This window comes from Novosphingobium sp., assembly GCF_039595395.1.
Taxonomy (GTDB): domain Bacteria; phylum Pseudomonadota; class Alphaproteobacteria; order Sphingomonadales; family Sphingomonadaceae; genus Novosphingobium.
In genome coordinates this window covers 1,683,406-1,702,008 of sequence record NZ_JBCNLP010000006.1, presented here as the reverse complement: position 1 = coordinate 1,702,008, position 18,603 = coordinate 1,683,406, and the positions used below count along the sequence as shown (strand labels likewise).

Here is an 18,603-nt window from a genome sequence, read left to right as displayed (position 1 = left end):
TTGCGGCCGGTCGGGGGGCATGGGCGGTTGTCAGTGCTCGTGATGCTCCTCGTGATGCGGGGGAGCGGGGGGATGCCCTCCCTGCGGATGCGGCGCCGGGCGAGGGGGCTGCGGCATGGGATGCGGCATCGGGTGAGGCTGAGGCGGCACGACATGAGGCATCTGGGCATGAGGCATCTGCGGCGGCCTTGGCGGCGTCGGCACATGCGGGGGCTGCGGCGCGGGACGCGGGGCGACAGCCATGCTGTCCGGCCTTTCCATACGCATGGGGGCCGCATGAGGCTGATAAGGCGCTGGTGGGGCTAGATCGTCGCGCACCGCGCCCTGTGGCATGGGCCTCTGCGGGACCTCCTGATACTGGGGCCTTGGAGCATGGGGTGCGGCGTTGGGCTGGGGCGCCGCGCCATACTGAGGACTATACTGCGGATTGCGTGGCATGCCCGGCGCGGCGGTCGGGGCAAAGCCCGCCGGCGGGTGTGCCATGCCGGGTGATGGCGGCGCAGACATCGCCGATGGGTGGGCCGGGGCACCGGGCGCCGCGGGGCGAGGACCCCCGGCGGGCGCGGGCGGCTGGGCAGGATGATAGGGCTGCGCCTGACGGGTGCGGATGATCCCCGGTCCGCCGAACTGGCCGGGTCTGGGCGCCGCCGCGACCGGCGGGCTTCCGTGATTGCTCGTCGCGAAGAACTGCCGGTTGCTGCGCGCGGCCTGCACATGCTGCTGCTGGATCGTCGTCGGGGCGATATGCTGCTCATGCATGGCCGCCTGCTCGATCATCGACGGCCGCGCCTGCACCCCGCCCGGACCGCCATTGTAGCTGACATTGGTCACCCGGTTCACAATGACCGTCTTGTTGTAGACATTGGTCACATGGACATTGGTGATGTTGGTGACCGAGCGGTTGTAGAACACATGGCCGCCGTTCCAGTAGGCCCCCTGATAGCCCGACCCCGTATAGCCAAAGCCATAGGCCACGCCGCCATAGAAGCCGACATGCGGCCCCCAATAGCCGGGATGGAACAGATAGGCCCCATCCTGCCAGCCCCACCAGGAGGGGGTCCACAGCAGTCCGGGCCTTGGCGCCAGCACCCATGTGCCGGGAATCCAGTAATAGTCCTGAACATCGTCATCCCAGGCCCATGTGCCCGGAATCCAGATATAATCGGGCCCCGGAATGGGCGGCTGATCATAGACCGGCAGCGCCGGTGGCATGAAGTTGACGCTGATGTTGAAAGAAACCTGCGCCAGAGCGGGCGATGCCACGCCAGCCGAGCCGCAGGCAAGGCCGAGCGCGGCCAATGCCAAGATCCGTTTCATCTCGATCCTCCATCCCATGCCCTTGCGGGCGGGTCAGGTGGCCCCTATCCCTATGGCGCCATGACCGCACAGGGCGCCTTTGCGGCTGAATGGAGACTGAAATGAAATCAGGCCAAACAGAAAGCTTCGGATCGGGTAGAGCCTGCCAATCGCTCAAGAACAGGCATCAAGAACAGGAAGGGTGATGGGGCGTTTGACGATGGCCTTGTTGCGGCATTGCGTTGCAAGGCTGTCAGAGACTGTTTGGAAATCCGGCGAAAGCCGGATTTGCGGCACCGGCCTTACGCATTCAGGAGTATCGCGAGGATTATGGATCAGGCAGAACTTGCCAAGGCATTCGGCGCGTTTTTCGCGGTCATGAACCCTTTTATCAACCTGCCGATCTTTCTGGCGCTGACCGCCAACCGTACCCCTGCCGAGCAGCGGGCGCTGGCGCTCAAGGTCACGATCTTCGCGGCGGTGATGAGTGTGGTCATCATGCTGTCGGGCAGCGCGATCATCGCCTTTTTCGGGATCACCGTCGATCAGTTCCGCATCGCGGGCGGGGCGGTGCTGGCGCATATCGCCTGGTCGATGCTGGATGGCACCGGCATGTCCTCGCACCATGGCAGCGATCAGGAGCGGGGGCATATGGGCGATCTTTCCGCCATGGCCTTCTATCCGCTGACCTTCCCCATGGTGGTGGGGCCGGGCACGATCACCACGCTGATCCTCTATGCCGCCCATGCCCAGACCACGCGCGACATGCTGGAGGTCTGGGCGATCGTCGGCAGCATTCTGCTGCTGCTCTTTGTGGTGCTGTTCTTTTCCGCGCAGATCGGCAGGCTGATGAGCGAGACGATGCGGGTGATCACCACCCGTTTGATGGGGCTCATTTTGCTGGCGATTTCGGTGGGTATGATCGTGGCGGGTGTGAGCGCGGTGTTTCCGCGGCTTGTTGCCGGTTGAGAGGGGAATGCGGGTGAAAAGCAGGCTGGCATGGTGCGCGCTGATGGCGGTGATCTGGGGCGGCCCGGTGATGGCGCAGGGGGAAAAGGTCAGTTCCGCCCCCGAATTGGCGCGCGCCGCCGATCAGCTCAAGCCGGGGCAATGGGTCTGGGCCTCGCGCATTGCGCCTGCCGGGCCTATCCTGATCTATGTCGATCTCTCGCGCCAGCGCGCCACCGTCTATCGCAACGGGGTGCGGATCGGGATCAGCACCATCTCCTCGGGCAAGGAGGGGCATGAGACGCCGACCGGCGTCTTCACCATCCTGCAAAAGGACGCCAAACACCGTTCGAGCACCTATAACAATGCCGCCATGCCCTATCAGCAGCGGCTGACCTGGGATGGGGTGGCGCTGCATGCCGGTGGCCTGCCGGGCTATCCCGAGAGCCATGGCTGCGTCCATCTGCCCTATGGCTTCTCGCAGGAGCTTTTCGCCATCACCAAACTGGGCGTGACCGTGGTGGTGCAGGGCGATGCCATCAACCATGAGCGCACCAGCGATTCCAGCCTGCTGGCGCCGCTGGATCTGGCGGGCAAGCCGCTGCGGCAGCAGATGCTGGAGTCCGCCGATTTCGTCTGGCAGCCCCAGCTTGCCCCCAGCGGTCCGCTGACCATCATCGTCTCCAAGCTGGACCAGCGGGTGGTGGTGCTGCGCAACGGCATCGAGATCGGGCGCAGCGTGGCGCAGATCAACGATGATGATCCCGGTTCGCATGTGGTGACCCTGACCACGGTCGGCGGCAAGCCGCGCTGGATCTATGTCGGCCTGCCGGGGCATGACGAGGATGCCGGGCGTGCGCTGGACGAGGCCACGGTGAACCGCCTGAAGTTGCCGCGCGCGTTCTATGAGGCGGTCAAGGCGCAATTGCGGACCGGCTCGACGATCCTGATCACGCAGTCGAGCGTGGGTGATGATGGTCGCGGCCACAGGCTGACGATTTTGGACAGCGTCAATCCGACACCATAAGAGCTAGGGAGGATCAGGGCCAATGGTCCCGGCGTTGGGCGGGCATGGCCGGTCCGGATGACGCAACGATCCCCGCAATCGTCGCCAATTGCGGGGATCAGGTTTGTTGTCGTCAGAATTTGACGGTGGCGTTCACACGGAAATAGCGGCCCATGATGGCGTCGTAATAGCGTGCGTAATCCAGCCCGCTGTAGGGGAAGGGCAGGCCGCGGTTGAACACATTGTTCACCAGGAAGCGGAAGTTGATGTTCTTGGTGGCATCCACGCCGATCGAGCTGTTGAAGGTCACATAGGAATGGATGATGGGATATTGATAATCGGAATCGGGCGAGTTGGGATTGACCTTCGACGAGCCATAATAGATCGCCTGCACCATCCAGTTGAAGGATTTGCGCGTGTAATTCGCCGTGGCGGTGAAGGTGTTGGCCGGGTTCTGCGACAGGGCCAGCTTTTGCTGCAGATCGCCCGTGCCGACACGGTAGTAATGCCGGAAGGTATGCAGGTAATTGACGTTGAGATCCAGCACGCCCGCCGAGGCTGAGAGGCCCAGCCTTTCGAGCGGCAAATTGTATTTCAGATTGCCCTGCAGCGCGCGGAAGGTTTCCTGCCCGATGTTGAAATTGCCCGCCGCGAAGGTGGTCACCTGACTCGCGCTGTTGCGCGTGAAGGTGCTGCAAAAGGGGCTGGAGAGCGAGGAATCGTAACAGGCCGACATCAGATCGGTCAGGCTCAGACTGGCGATCTCGTTGCGGATGTCGATGTTGACATAGTCGGCGCTGATTTGCAGGCCGCGAAGCTGCTGCGGCTGCAGCACGCCGCCCAGCGTCCAACTGTTGGCGGTTTCATTCTGCAGGTTCGGATTGCCGCCTGTCGTGCCCTTGGCGGTGGCATCCACCACACTGGAGGTGAAATTCGCGGGGACGCCGGCCGCGGCGCAATTGGCCGCGCGCGCGGCGGGATTGTTGCCCTGCGCGATGAAGCGCTGATCGCAGGGATCATTGGCCAGTTCGAAGGTCGAGCCGTTCGGCGCGAAGAGTTCGGTGATGGCCGGCGCGCGGAAGGAGCGCGTGAAATTGCCGCGAATGGTCAAGCCCTTGACCGGGGCATAGGTGCCACCGCCCGTGTAGGAGGTGAAGCCGCCCGTCAGGCTGTGCTTCACGTAACGCACCGCCGCATTGAGATCCAGGCTCGAGATGAAGGGCACCTCATTGTCCGGAGAGATCACCGGCGCGTTCAGCTCTCCGAAGAACTCATTGGTATGGAATTTGCCGGAGACCGGGGTGATCGGCACCGAGCCGCCATATTCGAGGTAGCTGCCATCGCTCTGCAATTCGCCCCTGAAGAAGGCGCCCGGATCGAAAAACGCGCTCTCACGGCGATATTCATAGCCTGCCACGCCCTTCAGATAGCCGCCGGGCAGCTTGATGAGGTCGCCCTTCACATCGGCCTGCACATCCAGCTGCGAATTGACCTGATGGGTATAGGCATTGGCGGTGATGTAATTGATCGCGGCCTGGCTGGCATTGCCGAGGCCGAAGATGTTGAGCGGCGCGCAGGTGCTGCTGATCGTGGGATAGCTGGCGCTGGTGTAACCGGGCGCGCAGGTGATCTGGCCATTGGCGTTGGAGACGGCATTGAGCGCATTGTAGAAATTCTGGTTCACCAGCTCACGCGAGGCGGTCGAGCTGGTGGAGCGGCCGTAATTGACCGTCAGATCCCAGCCGAACTTGCGCTCGCCCGCATTGAAATCGCCGGTCAGCCCGCCCACGAAGCGCAGCAGATCGGTGCGCGTGCGATAGGAACCGGAGGAAAGATCGGTGTTGGCGCGCGTCAGATAGAAGGTGTCCGTCGGCGAGCCATTGGCGGCCAGACTGTTGATGATGGTCTGGCGGTCGGCGGCGCTCAGATAGGGGTTGGCGGTGCTCAGGATCAGGTTGCCGTTGGGCTGGCCCGCGCTGTTGAACTGGGCCGTGTTGTAATAGGGCTGCGCCGCGACATTGGTGGCAAAATTGCGGCCCAGCCACACCTCGCCGTTGAAACGGATATGGTCGGTGATGTCGTAATGGGCCAGCAGCGTGCCTTGCAGACGTTCGCTGTCATTGAGGAAATTGTCATAGTCGCCGATGGCGAAGCCGCTGCCCCCGGCCTGAACCAGCCCGCTGCCCGTCAATTGCCCATTGATGAAAGGCGTCAACTGCCCGGCATTGTTGAAGGTGAGCGCCTGCCCCGCCGCATTGGTGATCCCGGCATAGGGCTGCCCCTTGTAGATCGGAATATCGTCGGCAAACAACGGTATGCCGGTGTTGGTGAAGATGTTGTAGTGCTGCCCGCCATAGAAGAGCTGATGCGTGTAGCCGTTCCCCGGCAGCGCTGTGCCGGTGAAGGGCTTGGTGCCGCCGATCTGGCTGGAGCGGTCAGCATAGGTCATGCCATCCTGGCGGTCGTAAAAGACGCTGACGGCGATGTTGCCGCGCCCATCGGCGAAATTCTTGCCCGCCAGCAGCGAGGCGTTGAAGTCGTGTCCGTCACCCTTGCCGGAAATGCCCTGCGAGCCACTGACCGAAAAACCCTGATAGTTCTTCTTCAGAATGACGTTGACCGTACCGGCGATGGCATCCGAACCATAGATCGGCGCGCCGCCCACCGAGACCACTTCGATCCGGTCCACCAGAGCGGGGGCAATCTGGGAGAGGTCGACCGGAGAACCCGCGACCGCCCCGAAGATCGAGCTGCTGGCGGGGCTGACGAAACGGTTGCCATTGACCAGCGTCAGCGTGCGCTGCGAACCCAGGTCATAGAGGTTGGCGAAAGTCTGGCCCGCGCCGAACGACCCTGACGCGGAGCCCACAGGACCGGCGCCCGGCGAGCTGAAGGCGGGCTGGTCGAGCAGCGCCATGCCCAGATTGGTGAAGCCGCGCTTGGCGATATCGTCGCCGGTGACGCGCGTGATCGGCTGCGCGGTGATCACCGTGGTGGCGATGCGTGATCCGGTCACGACGATGGTGTTGGCGTCCGCCTTGTCCGAGGTCTCGTCCGGCGCGGTTTGGTTGGCGGGGGGCTGGGTTGTTTGGGCCAGCGCGGTGCCGGCTGGCATCAGGCTGCAGAGTGCCACGCCGAGCAACAGGTGGAAGCGGGCGCAATGCGCCCCTTGTGTGGGTTCGCTCATGATCAGGTCCCTGTTTTTTACCGCCTGTTGTGCCCCAGGCGGCAATCGCTTCTGATCGCTTTGTCAGCGACTGCTGACATTAGTGTAAGTAAGATCGGGCCTGTCAAGCGTTGCAGTGCCTTAAATGGTGAAAATCTCTCAATATTTAAGAATTAAATAGGTTACCTGATGTCGGGTTTAAACAATATTTAACCAGCTGTTTTGTGCAGATGGCCCGACGGTGGCCGCGATATTCTCAGCGTCGGTCGAGTCGGGCATCGACGATCTTCAGTCTTGCGCCCGAGCTGCTGCATGACCTGTCCCGGCGCGCCGTCTCATCATAACCGATGCTGCCCATCACCTTGCGCCATCGAGGATTCGAGCGGGCTGTCCTTTCCGCCAACCATGCGCTACGGGCCGGCGAACGAACACCGGCCCCCAAACCAGCGCTGCGTTGGCGGGCTCAAAGGATCATCGCGTTGGCACTACCCGCCTATCTGGCTTCGCTCGTGCGGAGCAAACCGATCGCCAGCTACACGGGCGAGGCAAAGCAGGACACCGGACAGGGCCTGACCCGCTCGCTCAGCCTGTTCCACCTCATCATGATCGGGGTGGGCTCGACGATCGGCACCGGCATCTTCGTGGCCCTGACCACCGCCGTGCCCGAAGCGGGGCCTGCGGTCACCCTGTCTTTCGTGATCGCGGGCGTCGCCGCCACCCTGACGGCGCTGTGCTATGCCGAACTCGCCTCGGTCGTGCCGGCGGCGGGAAGCTCCTATTCCTACGCCTATGCCACGCTGGGCGAACTGCCCGCTTTCCTGATCGGCGCCTGTCTGGTGCTTGAATATGGTGTCGCGGCTTCGGCGGTTGCCGTGGGCTGGGGGCAGTATCTCAACGAGCTGTTCCTGATGACCACCGGCTGGCACATTCCCGACGCGCTGGCGCAGCCGCCCGGTGCCGGGGGCATCGTCAATTTGCCGGCGGTCATTCTGGTGGGCCTGTGTCTTGTGCTGCTGCTCAAGGGCACCAGCGAGTCCGCGAAGACCAATTCGATCCTGGTGATGGCCAAGCTGATGGTGCTGGCGCTGTTTGTCGGCATCGCACTGATGCACGCCGATCCTGCCAATCTGCATCCTTTCGCGCCCAGAGGCATGGCCGGGATCGGGGCCGCGGCCTCCTCGATCTTCTTCTCCTATGTGGGGATCGACACCATCGCGACAGCCGGGGAAGAGGTGGAAAATCCGCATCGCACCCTGCCGCTGGCGATCATCGGCGCGCTTGCCATCGTGACCGTGACCTACATGCTGGTCGCGATCAGCGCCGTGGGCGCGCAGCCATGGACCAAATTCGCCGGGCAGGAGGCCGGGCTTGCCGTCATCCTGCATAACGTCACCGGGGCCCAATGGCCCGCCATCGTGCTGTCGACCGGAGCGGTCGCCTCGATCATGAGTGTCACGCTGATGTGCATCTTCGGCCAGACGCGCATCCTTTATGCCATGAGCAAGGATGGCCTGCTGCCTTCAGTGTTTCACAAGGTCGATGCCAAGCGCCATGTCCCGCGCGAGAACACCTGGATCGTCTCGATCTTTGTCGCGCTGCTCGCCGCTCTTGTGCCGCTCGATGCGCTGGTCAATGCCACCAGCATGGGGACGCTGCTGGCCTTCTGCGCGGTGTCGGCCGGGGTTATCATCCTGCGGCGGGCACGCCCCGATCTGGTGCGCGGCTATGGCGTGCCGCTCTATCCGGTGCTTCCTGTTGCCAGCGTCGCAATCTGCCTGTTCCTGATCAGCCAGTTGCCGCGCGATACCTTTGTCATCTTCGCGGTGTGGCTGGCGGCGGCTGCCTTGATCTATGTCACCTATTCGAACCGCTCATCGACCCTGGCCCGGACCCATGACTCACCCTGAGCCGTAGCGTCCCGGTGAAAGCTAGGGTCAACAGATCATCAATCGCAGATATCGTAGGGGATGGCTCCGCGCTGCCGCGTATCGATGGAGATCTTCTTCTCATTGGGGGGATAGGCCCGCTGATGGCAGTCCATCCTCGGGCAGATGCGACAGGAAACCCCCATCTTGGTGAAGGCTTCCTCGCATGCCATATTCAGCGTATCGGCATAGACAAAGTCCCCCGCCAGAGACGCTTCCCAGCCCAGCACCAGCGCATGGCGGCGCGGCGGCATGAAAAAACTGTCGGAGGGTTTGAGCTGGCCGCGCGCCAGGAAGACATAGCGCCCGCCCTCGGCCATATCGGCCAATTGCAGATGGATGCGTTCGGGGACCGTCACCGCCTCATGCGCGATCCACAAGGGGCAGGCACCCGAAAAACGCGCCAGTTGCAGGCCATTGGCGGCGTGGCGCTTGGTGATGTTGCCGCCCATATCGATCTTGCAGAAGAACACTGGCGTACCGCGCGCATGGGGGCGCTGCAGGGTTGAGAGCCGGTGGCAGGCCTGCTCGAAGCTGACGCTGAAAATCTGGCGCAGCCGGTCGACGTCATGGCGCAACCGCCGCGCCGCGTCGCGAAAGCGGCGATAGGGCATCAACAGCGCGCCCGCCGCATAATTGGTGAGGCCCACGGTCAGCAGATGGCGCGCGGTCTGCATGGTGAGGCCGGAGGCCTCGACCGTCTCGCGGATCTCCCGCGCCAGGGCGATGGCACAGATCTGGAAGGCCATCTGGAAACGCAGGCTCTCCAGCGGCTGATTGGCATTGAGCACCAGTTGCTTGCCGCTCTCATCATAGCTGCGCATCAGCGAGGTGGCATCGAAGCGCAGACTGATGCCGCGCCCGGTAAACCAGTCGGACAGCCGCGCCGTATCGGGCGAAGGGGCGCCATCCGACAGGCTCAGGCCAATCGCCTCGGCGCCGGTGTCGATCAGGTGATTGTAATTGTCGGCGCGGTTGAACCAGTCGCGCACCTCCTCCCAGGGCAGACGCCCGCCCGACAGCATGTCGGAGCCCAGAGCCTCGTCCACGGCCTCCAGCCGTTGCGCGTTGGAGCGATAGAGCCGGTAAAGCTGCGCGAATTGCGCGGCAAAGGCGGGATGCTGCTGGACGAGGCGCTCGATCTGGTCTTGCGGCAGGGCCTCGCGCAGCGCGGGGTCGCGCGTGGCTTCCAGCAGGCTCTCGATCACCGGCTCCTGAGGGGCGGCGGCCATATCGGCCCAGTCGCGCGGATAGAGCGCGCGCAGCCTTGCCGCGAGGCGCGGGGTGAGCGGGCGGCTGTCGCTTTCCAGTTGCGAGAGATAGGGCGGGCTGATGGCAAGCTGCGCCGCCATCTCGGCCTGCCGCAAGCCATGGGCGCTTCGCAGGGTCTTGAGGAAGGGGCCGGCATAGAGGCGGCGCTGGGCGGGGGCTGTGTCCATGGCGGATTTGCTAAGCTGTGCATTGCAAATTAGCAAGATTGCATTGGACACAGCCGCACAGGGCTGCGAAAACGGGCAAAATACCTCAGGAGAGCTTTGCATGAGCGCCAATGTCGCCGAAATGGAAACCCGCCGCGCCGCCGCGCGCATGGGCGGTGGCCAGCGCCGCATCGATGCCCAGCATGCCAAGGGCAAGCTGACCGCGCGCGAACGCCTCAAGGTCCTTCTCGACGAGGGATCGTTCGAGGAGGTCGACATGTATGTCGAGCATAATTGCGTCGACTTCGGCATGGCCGACAACCATATTCCGGGCGATGGCGTGGTGACCGGCAGCGGCACGATCAATGGCCGTCTGGTCTTTGTGTTCAGCCAGGATTTCACGGTGTTCGGCGGCGCGGTGTCGGAACGCCACGCCATGAAGATTTGCAAGATCATGGATATGGCGCTGAAGGTCGGCGCGCCGGTGATCGGGCTGAATGACAGCGGCGGCGCGCGCATTCAGGAGGGCGTCGCCAGCCTTGGCGGTTATGCCGAGATCTTCCAGCGCAATGTGCTGGCGAGCGGCGTGGTGCCTCAGCTCTCGCTGATCATGGGGCCTTGCGCGGGCGGCGCGGTCTACAGCCCGGCCATGACCGACTTCATCTTTATGGTGAAGGACAGCTCCTACATGTTCGTGACCGGTCCCGATGTGGTCAAGACCGTCACCAATGAGGTCGTCACGCAGGAGGAGCTGGGCGGCGCGGTGACTCACACCACCCGCACCAGCGTGGCCGATCTGGCGCTGGAGAACGACATCGAGGCGCTGCTGGCGGCGCGCGAACTCTTCGATTACCTGCCGCTTTCCAACCGCGCCGAACTGCCGGATCGCCCCACCAGCGATCCGTGGGATCGCCGCGATGACAGCCTCGACACGCTGATCCCGGCCAGCGCGGCGCAGCCCTATGACATGCACGAAGTCATCCGCAAGGTGCTGGATGAGGGCGATTTCTTCGAGATCCAGCCCGCCCATGCCGCCAACATCCTGTGCGGTTTCGGCCGGATCGAGGGGCGCACGGTGGGCGTGGTCGCCAATCAGCCGATGGTGCTGGCGGGCGTGCTGGACATCAACAGCGCCAAGAAGGCCGCGCGTTTCGTGCGCTTCTGCGATGCTTTCGACATTCCGATCGTCACCTTCGTGGATGTGCCCGGCTTCCTGCCCGGCACGGCGCAGGAGCACAACGGCATCATCAAGCATGGCGCCAAGCTGCTCTTCGCCTATGCCGAGGCGACCGTGCCCAAGATCACCGTCATTACCCGCAAGGCCTATGGCGGCGCCTATGACGTGATGGCCTCCAAGCATCTGCGCGGCGATCTCAACTATGCGTGGCCCACGGCGGAAATCGCGGTGATGGGCGCCAAGGGGGCGGTGGAGATCATCTTCCGCGGCCTTTCGGGCGAAGAAATTGCCCAGAAGACCAAGGAGTATGAGGACCGTTTCGCCAATCCCTTCGTGGCGGCGGCCAAGGGCTTTATCGATGAGGTGATCCATCCGCACTCCACCCGGCGCCGCATCGCGCTGGGGCTGCGCAAGCTGCGCGGCAAGGCGCTGGAAAACCCGTGGAAGAAGCACGACAACATTCCGTTGTGAGGGATTGGCTCAACGCACATCCATCGGTGCTGGTCTTTGCCCTTGCAGTGATGGCGCTGTTCTTTGGACGGGAGTTTGCTGGAGGGTGGCGCACAGGAGAGGCTTCGGCACGCGGTATTCCGCAGGTGTTCAGAGAAGCCAATCCCTTCATTTTCTGGTTTGTCATGGCTGTGAATGGATCAATGGCGATAGTGTGCATCTATGGCGCCACAATGGTCTGGCTTGGAAGGTAAGGACATGAAACTGGGACGTCTGAACCATGTCGGCGTGGCGGTGCCCTCAATGCATGCCGCGATTGCCCAATACCGCGACGTGCTGGGTGTCGAGTTGATCACGCAGCCTTTCGATATGCCCGAACAGGGCGTGAAGGTGGCTTTCGTCAACACGCCGGGGCAGGATGGCACTGCTGGCACGCAGATCGAACTGATCGAGCCCTTGGGCGCAGACAGTCCCATCGCCGGCTTTATCGCCAAGAACCCGGCAGGCGGGCAGCATCACCTCTGCTATGAGGTGGAGGATATCGAGGCCGCGCGCGTCTGGTTCGAAGGGCAGGGCAAGCGCATCCTTGGCCCCACGCGGATCGGTGCGCATGGCACGCCGATCTTCTTCCTGCACCCCAAGGACATGCTGGGCCAACTGACCGAAATCATGGAGACACCCCGTGAGCAGCACTGAACAACCGGGCATCGCGGACTGGGAAAAGCTCTCCGCCAAGGAGCTCAAGGGCCGCGATCTGACCTGGCACACGCCGGAAGGGATCGACGTCAAGCCGCTCTATACCGCCGATGATGTGACCGCCGACCCCGGCCTGCCCGGTTTCGCGCCTTTCACGCGCGGCGTGCGCGCCAGCATGTATGCAGGGCGCCCCTGGACGATCCGGCAATATGCGGGCTTCTCCACCGCCGAGGAATCCAACGCCTTCTACCGTCGCAATCTGGCGGCGGGGCAAAAGGGCCTCTCGGTGGCCTTCGATCTGGCCACCCATCGCGGCTATGATTCCGATCATCCCCGCGTGGTGGGCGATGTCGGCAAGGCGGGCGTGGCGATCGACAGCGTCGAGGATATGAAGATCCTCTTCGACGGCATTCCGCTGGGCGAAATGTCGGTTTCGATGACGATGAACGGAGCGGTGATCCCGATCCTGGCCTTCTTCATCGTCGCGGGCGAGGAGCAGGGCGTCGATCGCAAGCTGCTGGACGGCACCATTCAGAATGACATTCTGAAGGAGTTCATGGTCCGCAACACCTATATCTACCCGCCCGAACCCAGCATGCGGATCATCAGCGACATCTTCGGCTACACCAGCCGCGAGATGCCCAAATTCAACTCCATCTCGATCTCCGGCTACCATATGCAGGAAGCCGGGGCGACGCAGGTGCAGGAACTGGCCTTCACCATCGCCGATGGCATGGACTATGTGCGCTATGGCGTGGCGAGCGGGCTGGACATCGACAAATTCGCCGGCCGCCTCAGCTTCTTTTTCGCCATCGGCATGAACTTCTTCATGGAGATCGCCAAATTGCGCGCCGCCCGCGTGCTGTGGCACCGCGCCATGACGCAGCTTGGCGCTCAGGACGAACGCAGCAAGATGCTGCGCACTCATTGCCAGACCAGCGGCGTCAGCTTGCAGGAGCAGGACCCCTACAACAACGTCATCCGCACCACGGTGGAGGCCATGGCCGCCATGCTGGGCGGCACGCAGAGCCTGCACACCAATGCGCTGGACGAGGCCATCGCGCTGCCGACGGATTTCTCGGCGCGCATCGCCCGCAACACCCAGATCGTGCTGCAGGAAGAGACCGGGATGACCAAGGTGGTCGATCCGCTGGGCGGCAGCTATTACATTGAATCGCTAACACAATCTTTGGTCGATGAGGCATGGGTCATCATCGAGAAGGTGCAGGCCGAGGGCGGCATGGCGCAGGCCGTCGCCGCCGGCTGGCCCAAGGCGATGATCGAGACCGCCGCTGCCGCGCGTCAGGCCCGCGTCGACAAGGGCGAGGATGTCATCGTCGGCGTCAACAAATACCGGCTGGCGCAGGAAGACCGCATCGAAACGCTGGAGGTGGACAACCACGCTGTGCGCGATGCCCAGATCGCCCGCCTCAAGGCCACCAAGGCCGCGCGCGACGAGGCGGCTTGTCAGGCGGCGCTCAAGGCCCTGATCGAAGGAGCCAAAGGCAGCGGCAATCTGCTGGAACTGGCCGTGGAGGCCGCCCGCCACCGTGCCACCTTGGGCGAGATCAGCGATGCGATGGAGGCCATCTTCGGTCGCCATGGCACCGTGCCTACGCCGGTCAAGGGCGTCTATGGCGCGGCCTATGCGCAAGACAATCGCTACCAACAGGTGCTGGATGGTGTCGAGGCTGTCGGTCGCCGCCTTGGGCGCAAGCCGCGCCTGCTGGTCGCCAAGATGGGGCAGGACGGGCATGATCGCGGCGCCAATGTGATCGCCAGCGCCTTTGCCGATATGGGCTTCGACGTCACCAGCGGGCCGCTGTTCCAGACGCCTGCCGAAGCCTGCGATCTGGCTCTGGCGCATCAGGTGGACGCGGTGGGGGCCAGTTCGCTGGCCGCCGGGCACAAGACGCTGATCCCCGAACTGATCCGCCTGCTGCGCGATGCGGGGCGCCCGGATATCAAGGTCGTGGCCGGCGGTGTTATCCCGCCGCAGGATTACGATATGCTGCGCGATGCCGGGGTGCAGGGCATCTATGGGCCGGGCAGCAATGTGGTGGAATGCGCCGCCGATATGCTGCGCCTGCTGGGGCACAACATGCCCCCGCTCGACCATGCGCTTGAAAGGGCGGAATAGAATGACGGTCACCCCCCGCAACGACTGGAGCCGCGAGGAGATCGCCGCCCTGTTCGACCTGCCCTTTACCGAGCTGGTGTGGCGCGCGGCGCAGGTCCATCGCGAGAATCACCCGGCCAATGAGGTGCAGCTTTCCACATTGCTCTCGATCAAGACCGGCGGCTGCGTCGAGGATTGCGGCTATTGCAGCCAGAGCGTGAAGGCCGACAGCGGGGTCAAGCCCACCAAGCTGATGGAAGTGCAGAGCGTGCTGCAAGCCGCCGCCCGCGCCAAGGACAATGGCTCCAGCCGCTTCTGCATGGGCGCCGCCTGGCGCAACCCCAAGGATCGCGACATGCCCGCCATCATCGAGATGGTGAAGGGCGTGCGTGGCATGGGTCTGGAAACCTGCATGACGCTGGGCATGCTGACCGACCATCAAGCCGATATGCTGGCCGAGGCCGGGCTGGATTACTACAACCACAACATCGACACGAGCCCCGAGCGCTACAACGACATCATCACCACCCGCACGATGGAAGACCGGCTCGATACGCTTGGGCAGGTCCGCCGCGCGGGGATCAATGTGTGCAGCGGCGGCATCGTGGGCATGGGCGAGACACGCGAAGACCGCGTGGGCTTCGTCCACACGCTGGCCACGCTGCCCAGCCATCCGCAGAGCGTGCCGGTCAATGCTCTGGTGCCGGTGAAGGGCACGGTGCTGGGCGATATGCTGGCCGACACGCCGCTGGCCAAGATCGACGACATTGAGTTTGTGCGCACCGTTGCAGTGGCGCGGATCACCATGCCGCTCTCGATGGTGCGCCTGTCTGCGGGCCGTGAGAGCATGAGCGAGATGACTCAGGCGATGTGCTTTATGGCCGGTGCCAACAGCATCTTCACTGGCGACACGCTGCTGACCGCACCGAACGCCGGTGACGACAAGGATGGCGCGATGTTCGCGCGCCTTGGCATCAAGCCGATGGCGATCACGCAGACACAGGCCGATCTGGATGCCGAGCGCATGCCGCGCGGTTGCGCCAGACTGGAAGCTGCAGAATAATCATATCCCCCGGATGATGGGGCAGGATTGGGAAGGTCCGACGTGTTCAAGAAAATCCTTATCGCCAACCGTGGTGAAATCGCCTGCCGCGTCATCAAGACCGCGCGCGCCATGGGGATCGCCACCGTGGCGGTCTATTCCGACGCCGATGCCCGCGCGCCCTTCGTGCAGATGGCTGACGAGGCGGTGCATATCGGCCCGTCGCCCGCCGCTCAGTCCTATCTGATCGCGGACAAGATCATCGCGGCCTGCAAGGCCACTGGCGCCGATGCAGTCCACCCCGGCTATGGCTTCCTCTCCGAACGCACCAGCTTTGCCGAGGCGCTGGCCGCCGAGGGCATCGCTTTCGTCGGCCCGCCGGTGAATGCTATCGCCGCCATGGGCGACAAGATCGAGTCCAAGAAGCTGGCCAAGGCGGCGGGCGTCAATGTCGTCCCCGGCTTTGTCGGCGAGATCGAGGACACCGAGCATGCCGTGCGCATCTCGGCGGAGATCGGCTATCCGGTGATGATGAAAGCCTCTGCCGGTGGCGGCGGCAAGGGCATGCGCCTGGCCTACAGCGAGCAGGATGTGCGCGAGGGCTTCGAGGCGGTGAAGCGTGAGGGCCTCAACTCCTTCGGCGATGACCGCGTCTTTATCGAGAAATTCATCCTCAATCCGCGCCATATCGAGATCCAGATCCTGGGCGATCAGCACGGCAACATCCTCTATCTCAACGAGCGCGAATGCTCGATCCAGCGCCGCCATCAGAAGGTGGTGGAGGAAGCGCCCTCGCCCTTCGTCACCCCTGCCATGCGCAAGGCCATGGGCGAGCAATGCGTCGCTCTGGCGCGTGCGGTGGGCTATTTCAGCGCGGGCACGGTGGAACTGATCGTCAGCGGCGCGGATCCGAGCGGCGAGAGCTTCTACTTCCTCGAAATGAACACCCGTCTACAGGTTGAGCATCCCGTCACCGAGGCGATCACCGGCATCGATCTGGTCGAACAGATGATCCGCGTCGCCGCCGGCGAAAAGCTGGCTTTCACGCAGGACGACATCGGCATCGACGGCTGGGCCATCGAGAACCGCGTCTATGCCGAAGACCCCTATCGCGGCTTCCTGCCCAGCACCGGCCGCCTCAGCCGCTATCGTCCGCCTGTCGAGGGCTGGACCGACGATGGCGCCGCCAATGGTCGCCGGGGCGTGGCGGGCGTGCGCGTCGACGATGGCGTCTATGAGGGCGGCGAGGTCTCGATGTTCTACGACCCCATGATCGCCAAGCTGGTGACCTGGGGCGCGACCCGCGATGAAGCCGCCGACCGCCAGATTGCCGCGCTCGACGCTTTCGAGATCGAGGGGCTGGGTCACAACATCGATTTCGTCAACGCCATCATGCAGCATCCGCGTTTCCGCAGCGGCGAGCTGACCACCGGCTTTATCGCCGAGGAATATCCCGAGGGTTTCCACGGCGCGGCGGTGTCGGACGATCTGCTGCGCCAGCTTGCGGCCATTGCGGCTTTCGTTGCCACAGCCCGCGCCGATCGCGCGCTGGAGATTTCCGGGCAGTTGGATGGCAGGCTGACGCCCGATCTCGACTGGAGCGTCAAGCTGGGTGGTCAGAGCTTCGCCGTGGCGGTGGACGCCGACGAGATCACCGTCGATGGCGAGGTGGTCGATCTGGCGATGGAATATACGCCCGGCGACCGGCTGATCCATGCCGAGATCGATGACGAACCGCTGACGGTCAAGATCGAGCCGACCCGCAGTGGCTTGGTCATCACCACGCGCGGGGCGGTCCACAAGGCGCAGATCCTGCCCGCGCGGCTGGCGCCTTTTGCCGCCCATATGATCGAGAAGATTCCGCCCGATCTCTCGCGCTTCCTGATCTGCCCGATGCCCGGCCTGTTGGTCTCGCTCGCGGTCGGCGTGGGCGATAAGGTGGAGATGGGTCAGCCGCTTGCCGTGGTGGAAGCCATGAAGATGGAAAACAACCTGCGCGCGGGCAAGGCGGGTGTGGTCAAGGCTGTCAATGCCAAGGTGGGCGACAGTCTGGCGGTGGATGCCATCATTCTCGAAATGGAGTGATGGGCCGCTCCATGCCAACGCGGGGAGGGGGGTATGTCAGTGCTGATGTACCTCCAATTTTTCAAGCAGGGTGAGGGCATGGCCCGGCTTGGTGCCAGGCCGTCAGCCCGTCCATCGTGTCCGGGCTGACGGGGGCGCCGCATCGGGCCTATCGCTTGCCGTCCTCAAGCCCGCTCGAAACGCAACCGGCAGGCTGGCGCACCGGGTTGCAGCGGGCCATCACCTTGCCGGGCAGCCGCACCGTATAGCCGCCGGGAAAGCGTGGATCGGCCCAGATGTAGTCGGTCGAGACATAGTGTGCGCCGCTGGCGAAAGCGGCGTCGCGGCGGCTGGTGTCGTTGATGCGTGCCTCATGGGTGTCGGCATCGGCGCGAGTGCGGACAAGGAAGCCCTGCGCCACATCGCGCCTGATCCGCTCACCTTCCTTCACGGGATCGTTGAGGGTCAGATAGGCGGCGGCGGGCGAGTTTTCATCGGTGTTGATGAAGAAAACGCGGCCCTCCAGCGCATGGCGCGCCCCGCGATAGATCGCCACCTTGCGCGCATCCTCATCCAGCGCGAAGAGGAAGCGGCCGCGCGCCTTGTTGAGCGTTGGCCAGTTGTTGGCCAGCACCGCGTCGCGCAGCGTGGGATAGGAACCCTGCACATCGTCGGGCACGATCAGCTTCTCGGGCGAGAGCACCGAGCGGATTTCCGCGTCCAGCGCATCGAAGGCCGCCTCGGTGAAGGGCAGAGCCTCGAACCCGCCCTTGTCGGCATTATGCTCTTCCTTGGCGTTGAACATCAGCATGATCGGCAGATGGCCAGGATGGGCATCCGACCAGTCGCGCAGCATATGCAGGCAGTCGGTCAGCAGCACGCAACTGCTTGAATTGTCGATGCCGGGGATGTGCAACACCTTGAAGCCGGGGCGCTGGAGCCGGGGATCGCTCGAACCACGCGCGTAATAGCCGCCCTGCGGATCGTAATTGACGTCGATCTCCAACTGGCGGGCCCCGGCGTCGAGCTGCTCGGTCAGCGGGCGGTGGCTGTAATCGAGCGCATCGGCCATCCGGGGATTGATGGCGCGGATTTTCGCCATGGTCTGCGCCGGCATCGGCTGCTTGTAGCTGTTATGCGTGCCGACGGTCTGCATGTCGTTCATGCGTTCCGGCGCGGGCGTGGAAGGGGCATCGGGCGCGGCGGCGCCAAGCAGCATCAGCAGGGGAAGGAGCATGGGGGAAGCTTCCTGAAAAAGCTCCCCGTGACAGGGCTTTGTTGCAGTTTTGCGGTGGC

Annotated in this window: 13 protein-coding genes; 9 read left to right on the top strand and 4 right to left on the bottom strand. The window is 63.7% G+C overall.

Annotation, left to right across the window (positions count from 1 at the left end):
• Positions 1–30: 30 nt before the first annotated feature.
• Positions 31–1,317: a hypothetical protein gene (locus ABDW49_RS27020; protein WP_343616874.1), complete on the bottom strand. Its 1,287-nt coding sequence runs from the start codon at positions 1,315–1,317 to the stop codon at positions 31–33.
• 309 nt (positions 1,318–1,626) lie between these two features.
• Between ABDW49_RS27020 and ABDW49_RS27015 the strand changes: the two genes are divergently transcribed.
• Together ABDW49_RS27015 and ABDW49_RS27010 are read left to right on the top strand one after the other, a co-directional pair.
• Positions 1,627–2,265 (top strand): MarC family protein, encoded by a 639-nt coding sequence (locus tag ABDW49_RS27015; protein WP_343616873.1) that lies wholly within the window; start codon positions 1,627–1,629, stop codon positions 2,263–2,265.
• Positions 2,266–2,308: 43 nt separating this feature from the next.
• A complete protein-coding gene (locus ABDW49_RS27010) occupies positions 2,309–3,271 on the top strand; it encodes a L,D-transpeptidase family protein (RefSeq protein ID WP_343617409.1) in 963 nt (320 codons plus the stop codon).
• A gap of 112 nt (positions 3,272–3,383) precedes the next feature.
• Here ABDW49_RS27010 and ABDW49_RS27005 read toward each other — a convergent pair whose 3' ends face one another.
• Positions 3,384–6,437, bottom strand: a complete 3,054-nt coding sequence (locus tag ABDW49_RS27005) for a TonB-dependent receptor (protein ID WP_343616871.1) — start codon at positions 6,435–6,437, stop codon at positions 3,384–3,386.
• Between the two features lie 458 nt (positions 6,438–6,895).
• On the opposite strand from ABDW49_RS27005, the gene ABDW49_RS27000 reads away from it, so the two are divergent.
• A complete protein-coding gene (locus ABDW49_RS27000) occupies positions 6,896–8,323 on the top strand; it encodes an amino acid permease (protein ID WP_343616870.1) in 1,428 nt (475 codons plus the stop codon).
• 38 nt (positions 8,324–8,361) lie between these two features.
• Here ABDW49_RS27000 and ABDW49_RS26995 read toward each other — a convergent pair whose 3' ends face one another.
• Entirely contained in the window at positions 8,362–9,780 is a 1,419-nt protein-coding gene (locus tag ABDW49_RS26995) for a short-chain fatty acyl-CoA regulator family protein (protein ID WP_343616869.1), read from the bottom strand.
• A 100-nt stretch (positions 9,781–9,880) separates the two neighbouring features.
• On the opposite strand from ABDW49_RS26995, the gene ABDW49_RS26990 reads away from it, so the two are divergent.
• The 6 genes from ABDW49_RS26990 to ABDW49_RS26965 are packed head-to-tail and all read left to right on the top strand — an operon-like array spanning position 9,881 to position 17,328.
• Positions 9,881–11,407: an acyl-CoA carboxylase subunit beta gene (locus tag ABDW49_RS26990; RefSeq protein WP_343616867.1), complete on the top strand. Its 1,527-nt coding sequence runs from the start codon at positions 9,881–9,883 to the stop codon at positions 11,405–11,407.
• The gene (locus tag ABDW49_RS26985) at positions 11,377–11,640 is read left to right on the top strand and encodes a hypothetical protein (RefSeq protein ID WP_343616865.1); all 264 of its coding nucleotides are present in this window, start codon (positions 11,377–11,379) and stop codon (positions 11,638–11,640) included. Before ABDW49_RS26990 ends, ABDW49_RS26985 begins: the two co-directional genes overlap by 31 nt.
• 4 nt (positions 11,641–11,644) lie before the next feature.
• On the top strand, positions 11,645–12,082 hold the full coding sequence (mce, locus tag ABDW49_RS26980; protein ID WP_343616863.1) for a methylmalonyl-CoA epimerase: 438 nt from the start codon (positions 11,645–11,647) through the stop codon (positions 12,080–12,082).
• Positions 12,069–14,222, top strand: a complete 2,154-nt coding sequence (scpA, locus tag ABDW49_RS26975) for a methylmalonyl-CoA mutase (RefSeq protein ID WP_343616862.1) — start codon at positions 12,069–12,071, stop codon at positions 14,220–14,222. The genes mce and scpA overlap by 14 nt, the downstream gene beginning before the upstream one ends.
• A 1-nt stretch (position 14,223) precedes the next feature.
• Positions 14,224–15,264, top strand: a complete 1,041-nt coding sequence (gene bioB / locus ABDW49_RS26970; protein ID WP_343616860.1) for a biotin synthase BioB — start codon at positions 14,224–14,226, stop codon at positions 15,262–15,264.
• 42 nt (positions 15,265–15,306) lie between these two features.
• Complete coding sequence (locus ABDW49_RS26965) at positions 15,307–17,328, top strand: acetyl/propionyl/methylcrotonyl-CoA carboxylase subunit alpha (protein WP_343616858.1); 2,022 nt, start codon at positions 15,307–15,309, stop codon at positions 17,326–17,328.
• 148 nt (positions 17,329–17,476) lie between these two features.
• Here ABDW49_RS26965 and ABDW49_RS26960 read toward each other — a convergent pair whose 3' ends face one another.
• Positions 17,477–18,544: a phosphatidylinositol-specific phospholipase C1-like protein gene (locus ABDW49_RS26960; RefSeq protein ID WP_343616857.1), complete on the bottom strand. Its 1,068-nt coding sequence runs from the start codon at positions 18,542–18,544 to the stop codon at positions 17,477–17,479.
• Between the last annotated feature and the right edge of the window lie 59 nt (positions 18,545–18,603).

Bases quoted from the DNA above. Each gene is read 5' to 3' on its own strand.
- ABDW49_RS26990 (WP_343616867.1), top strand. From the start codon at position 9,881: ATGAGCGCCAATGTCGCCGAAATGGAAACCCGCCGCGCCGCCGCGCGC.
- ABDW49_RS27020 (WP_343616874.1), bottom strand. From the start codon at position 1,317: ATGAAACGGATCTTGGCATTGGCCGCGCTCGGCCTTGCCTGCGGCTCG.
- bioB (WP_343616860.1), top strand. From the start codon at position 14,224: ATGACGGTCACCCCCCGCAACGACTGGAGCCGCGAGGAGATCGCCGCC.
- mce (WP_343616863.1), top strand. From the start codon at position 11,645: ATGAAACTGGGACGTCTGAACCATGTCGGCGTGGCGGTGCCCTCAATG.
- ABDW49_RS27015 (WP_343616873.1), top strand. From the start codon at position 1,627: ATGGATCAGGCAGAACTTGCCAAGGCATTCGGCGCGTTTTTCGCGGTC.
- ABDW49_RS27010 (WP_343617409.1), top strand. From the start codon at position 2,309: ATGGCGGTGATCTGGGGCGGCCCGGTGATGGCGCAGGGGGAAAAGGTC.
- ABDW49_RS26960 (WP_343616857.1), bottom strand. From the start codon at position 18,544: ATGCTCCTTCCCCTGCTGATGCTGCTTGGCGCCGCCGCGCCCGATGCC.
- ABDW49_RS26995 (WP_343616869.1), bottom strand. From the start codon at position 9,780: ATGGACACAGCCCCCGCCCAGCGCCGCCTCTATGCCGGCCCCTTCCTC.
- ABDW49_RS27005 (WP_343616871.1), bottom strand. From the start codon at position 6,437: ATGAGCGAACCCACACAAGGGGCGCATTGCGCCCGCTTCCACCTGTTG.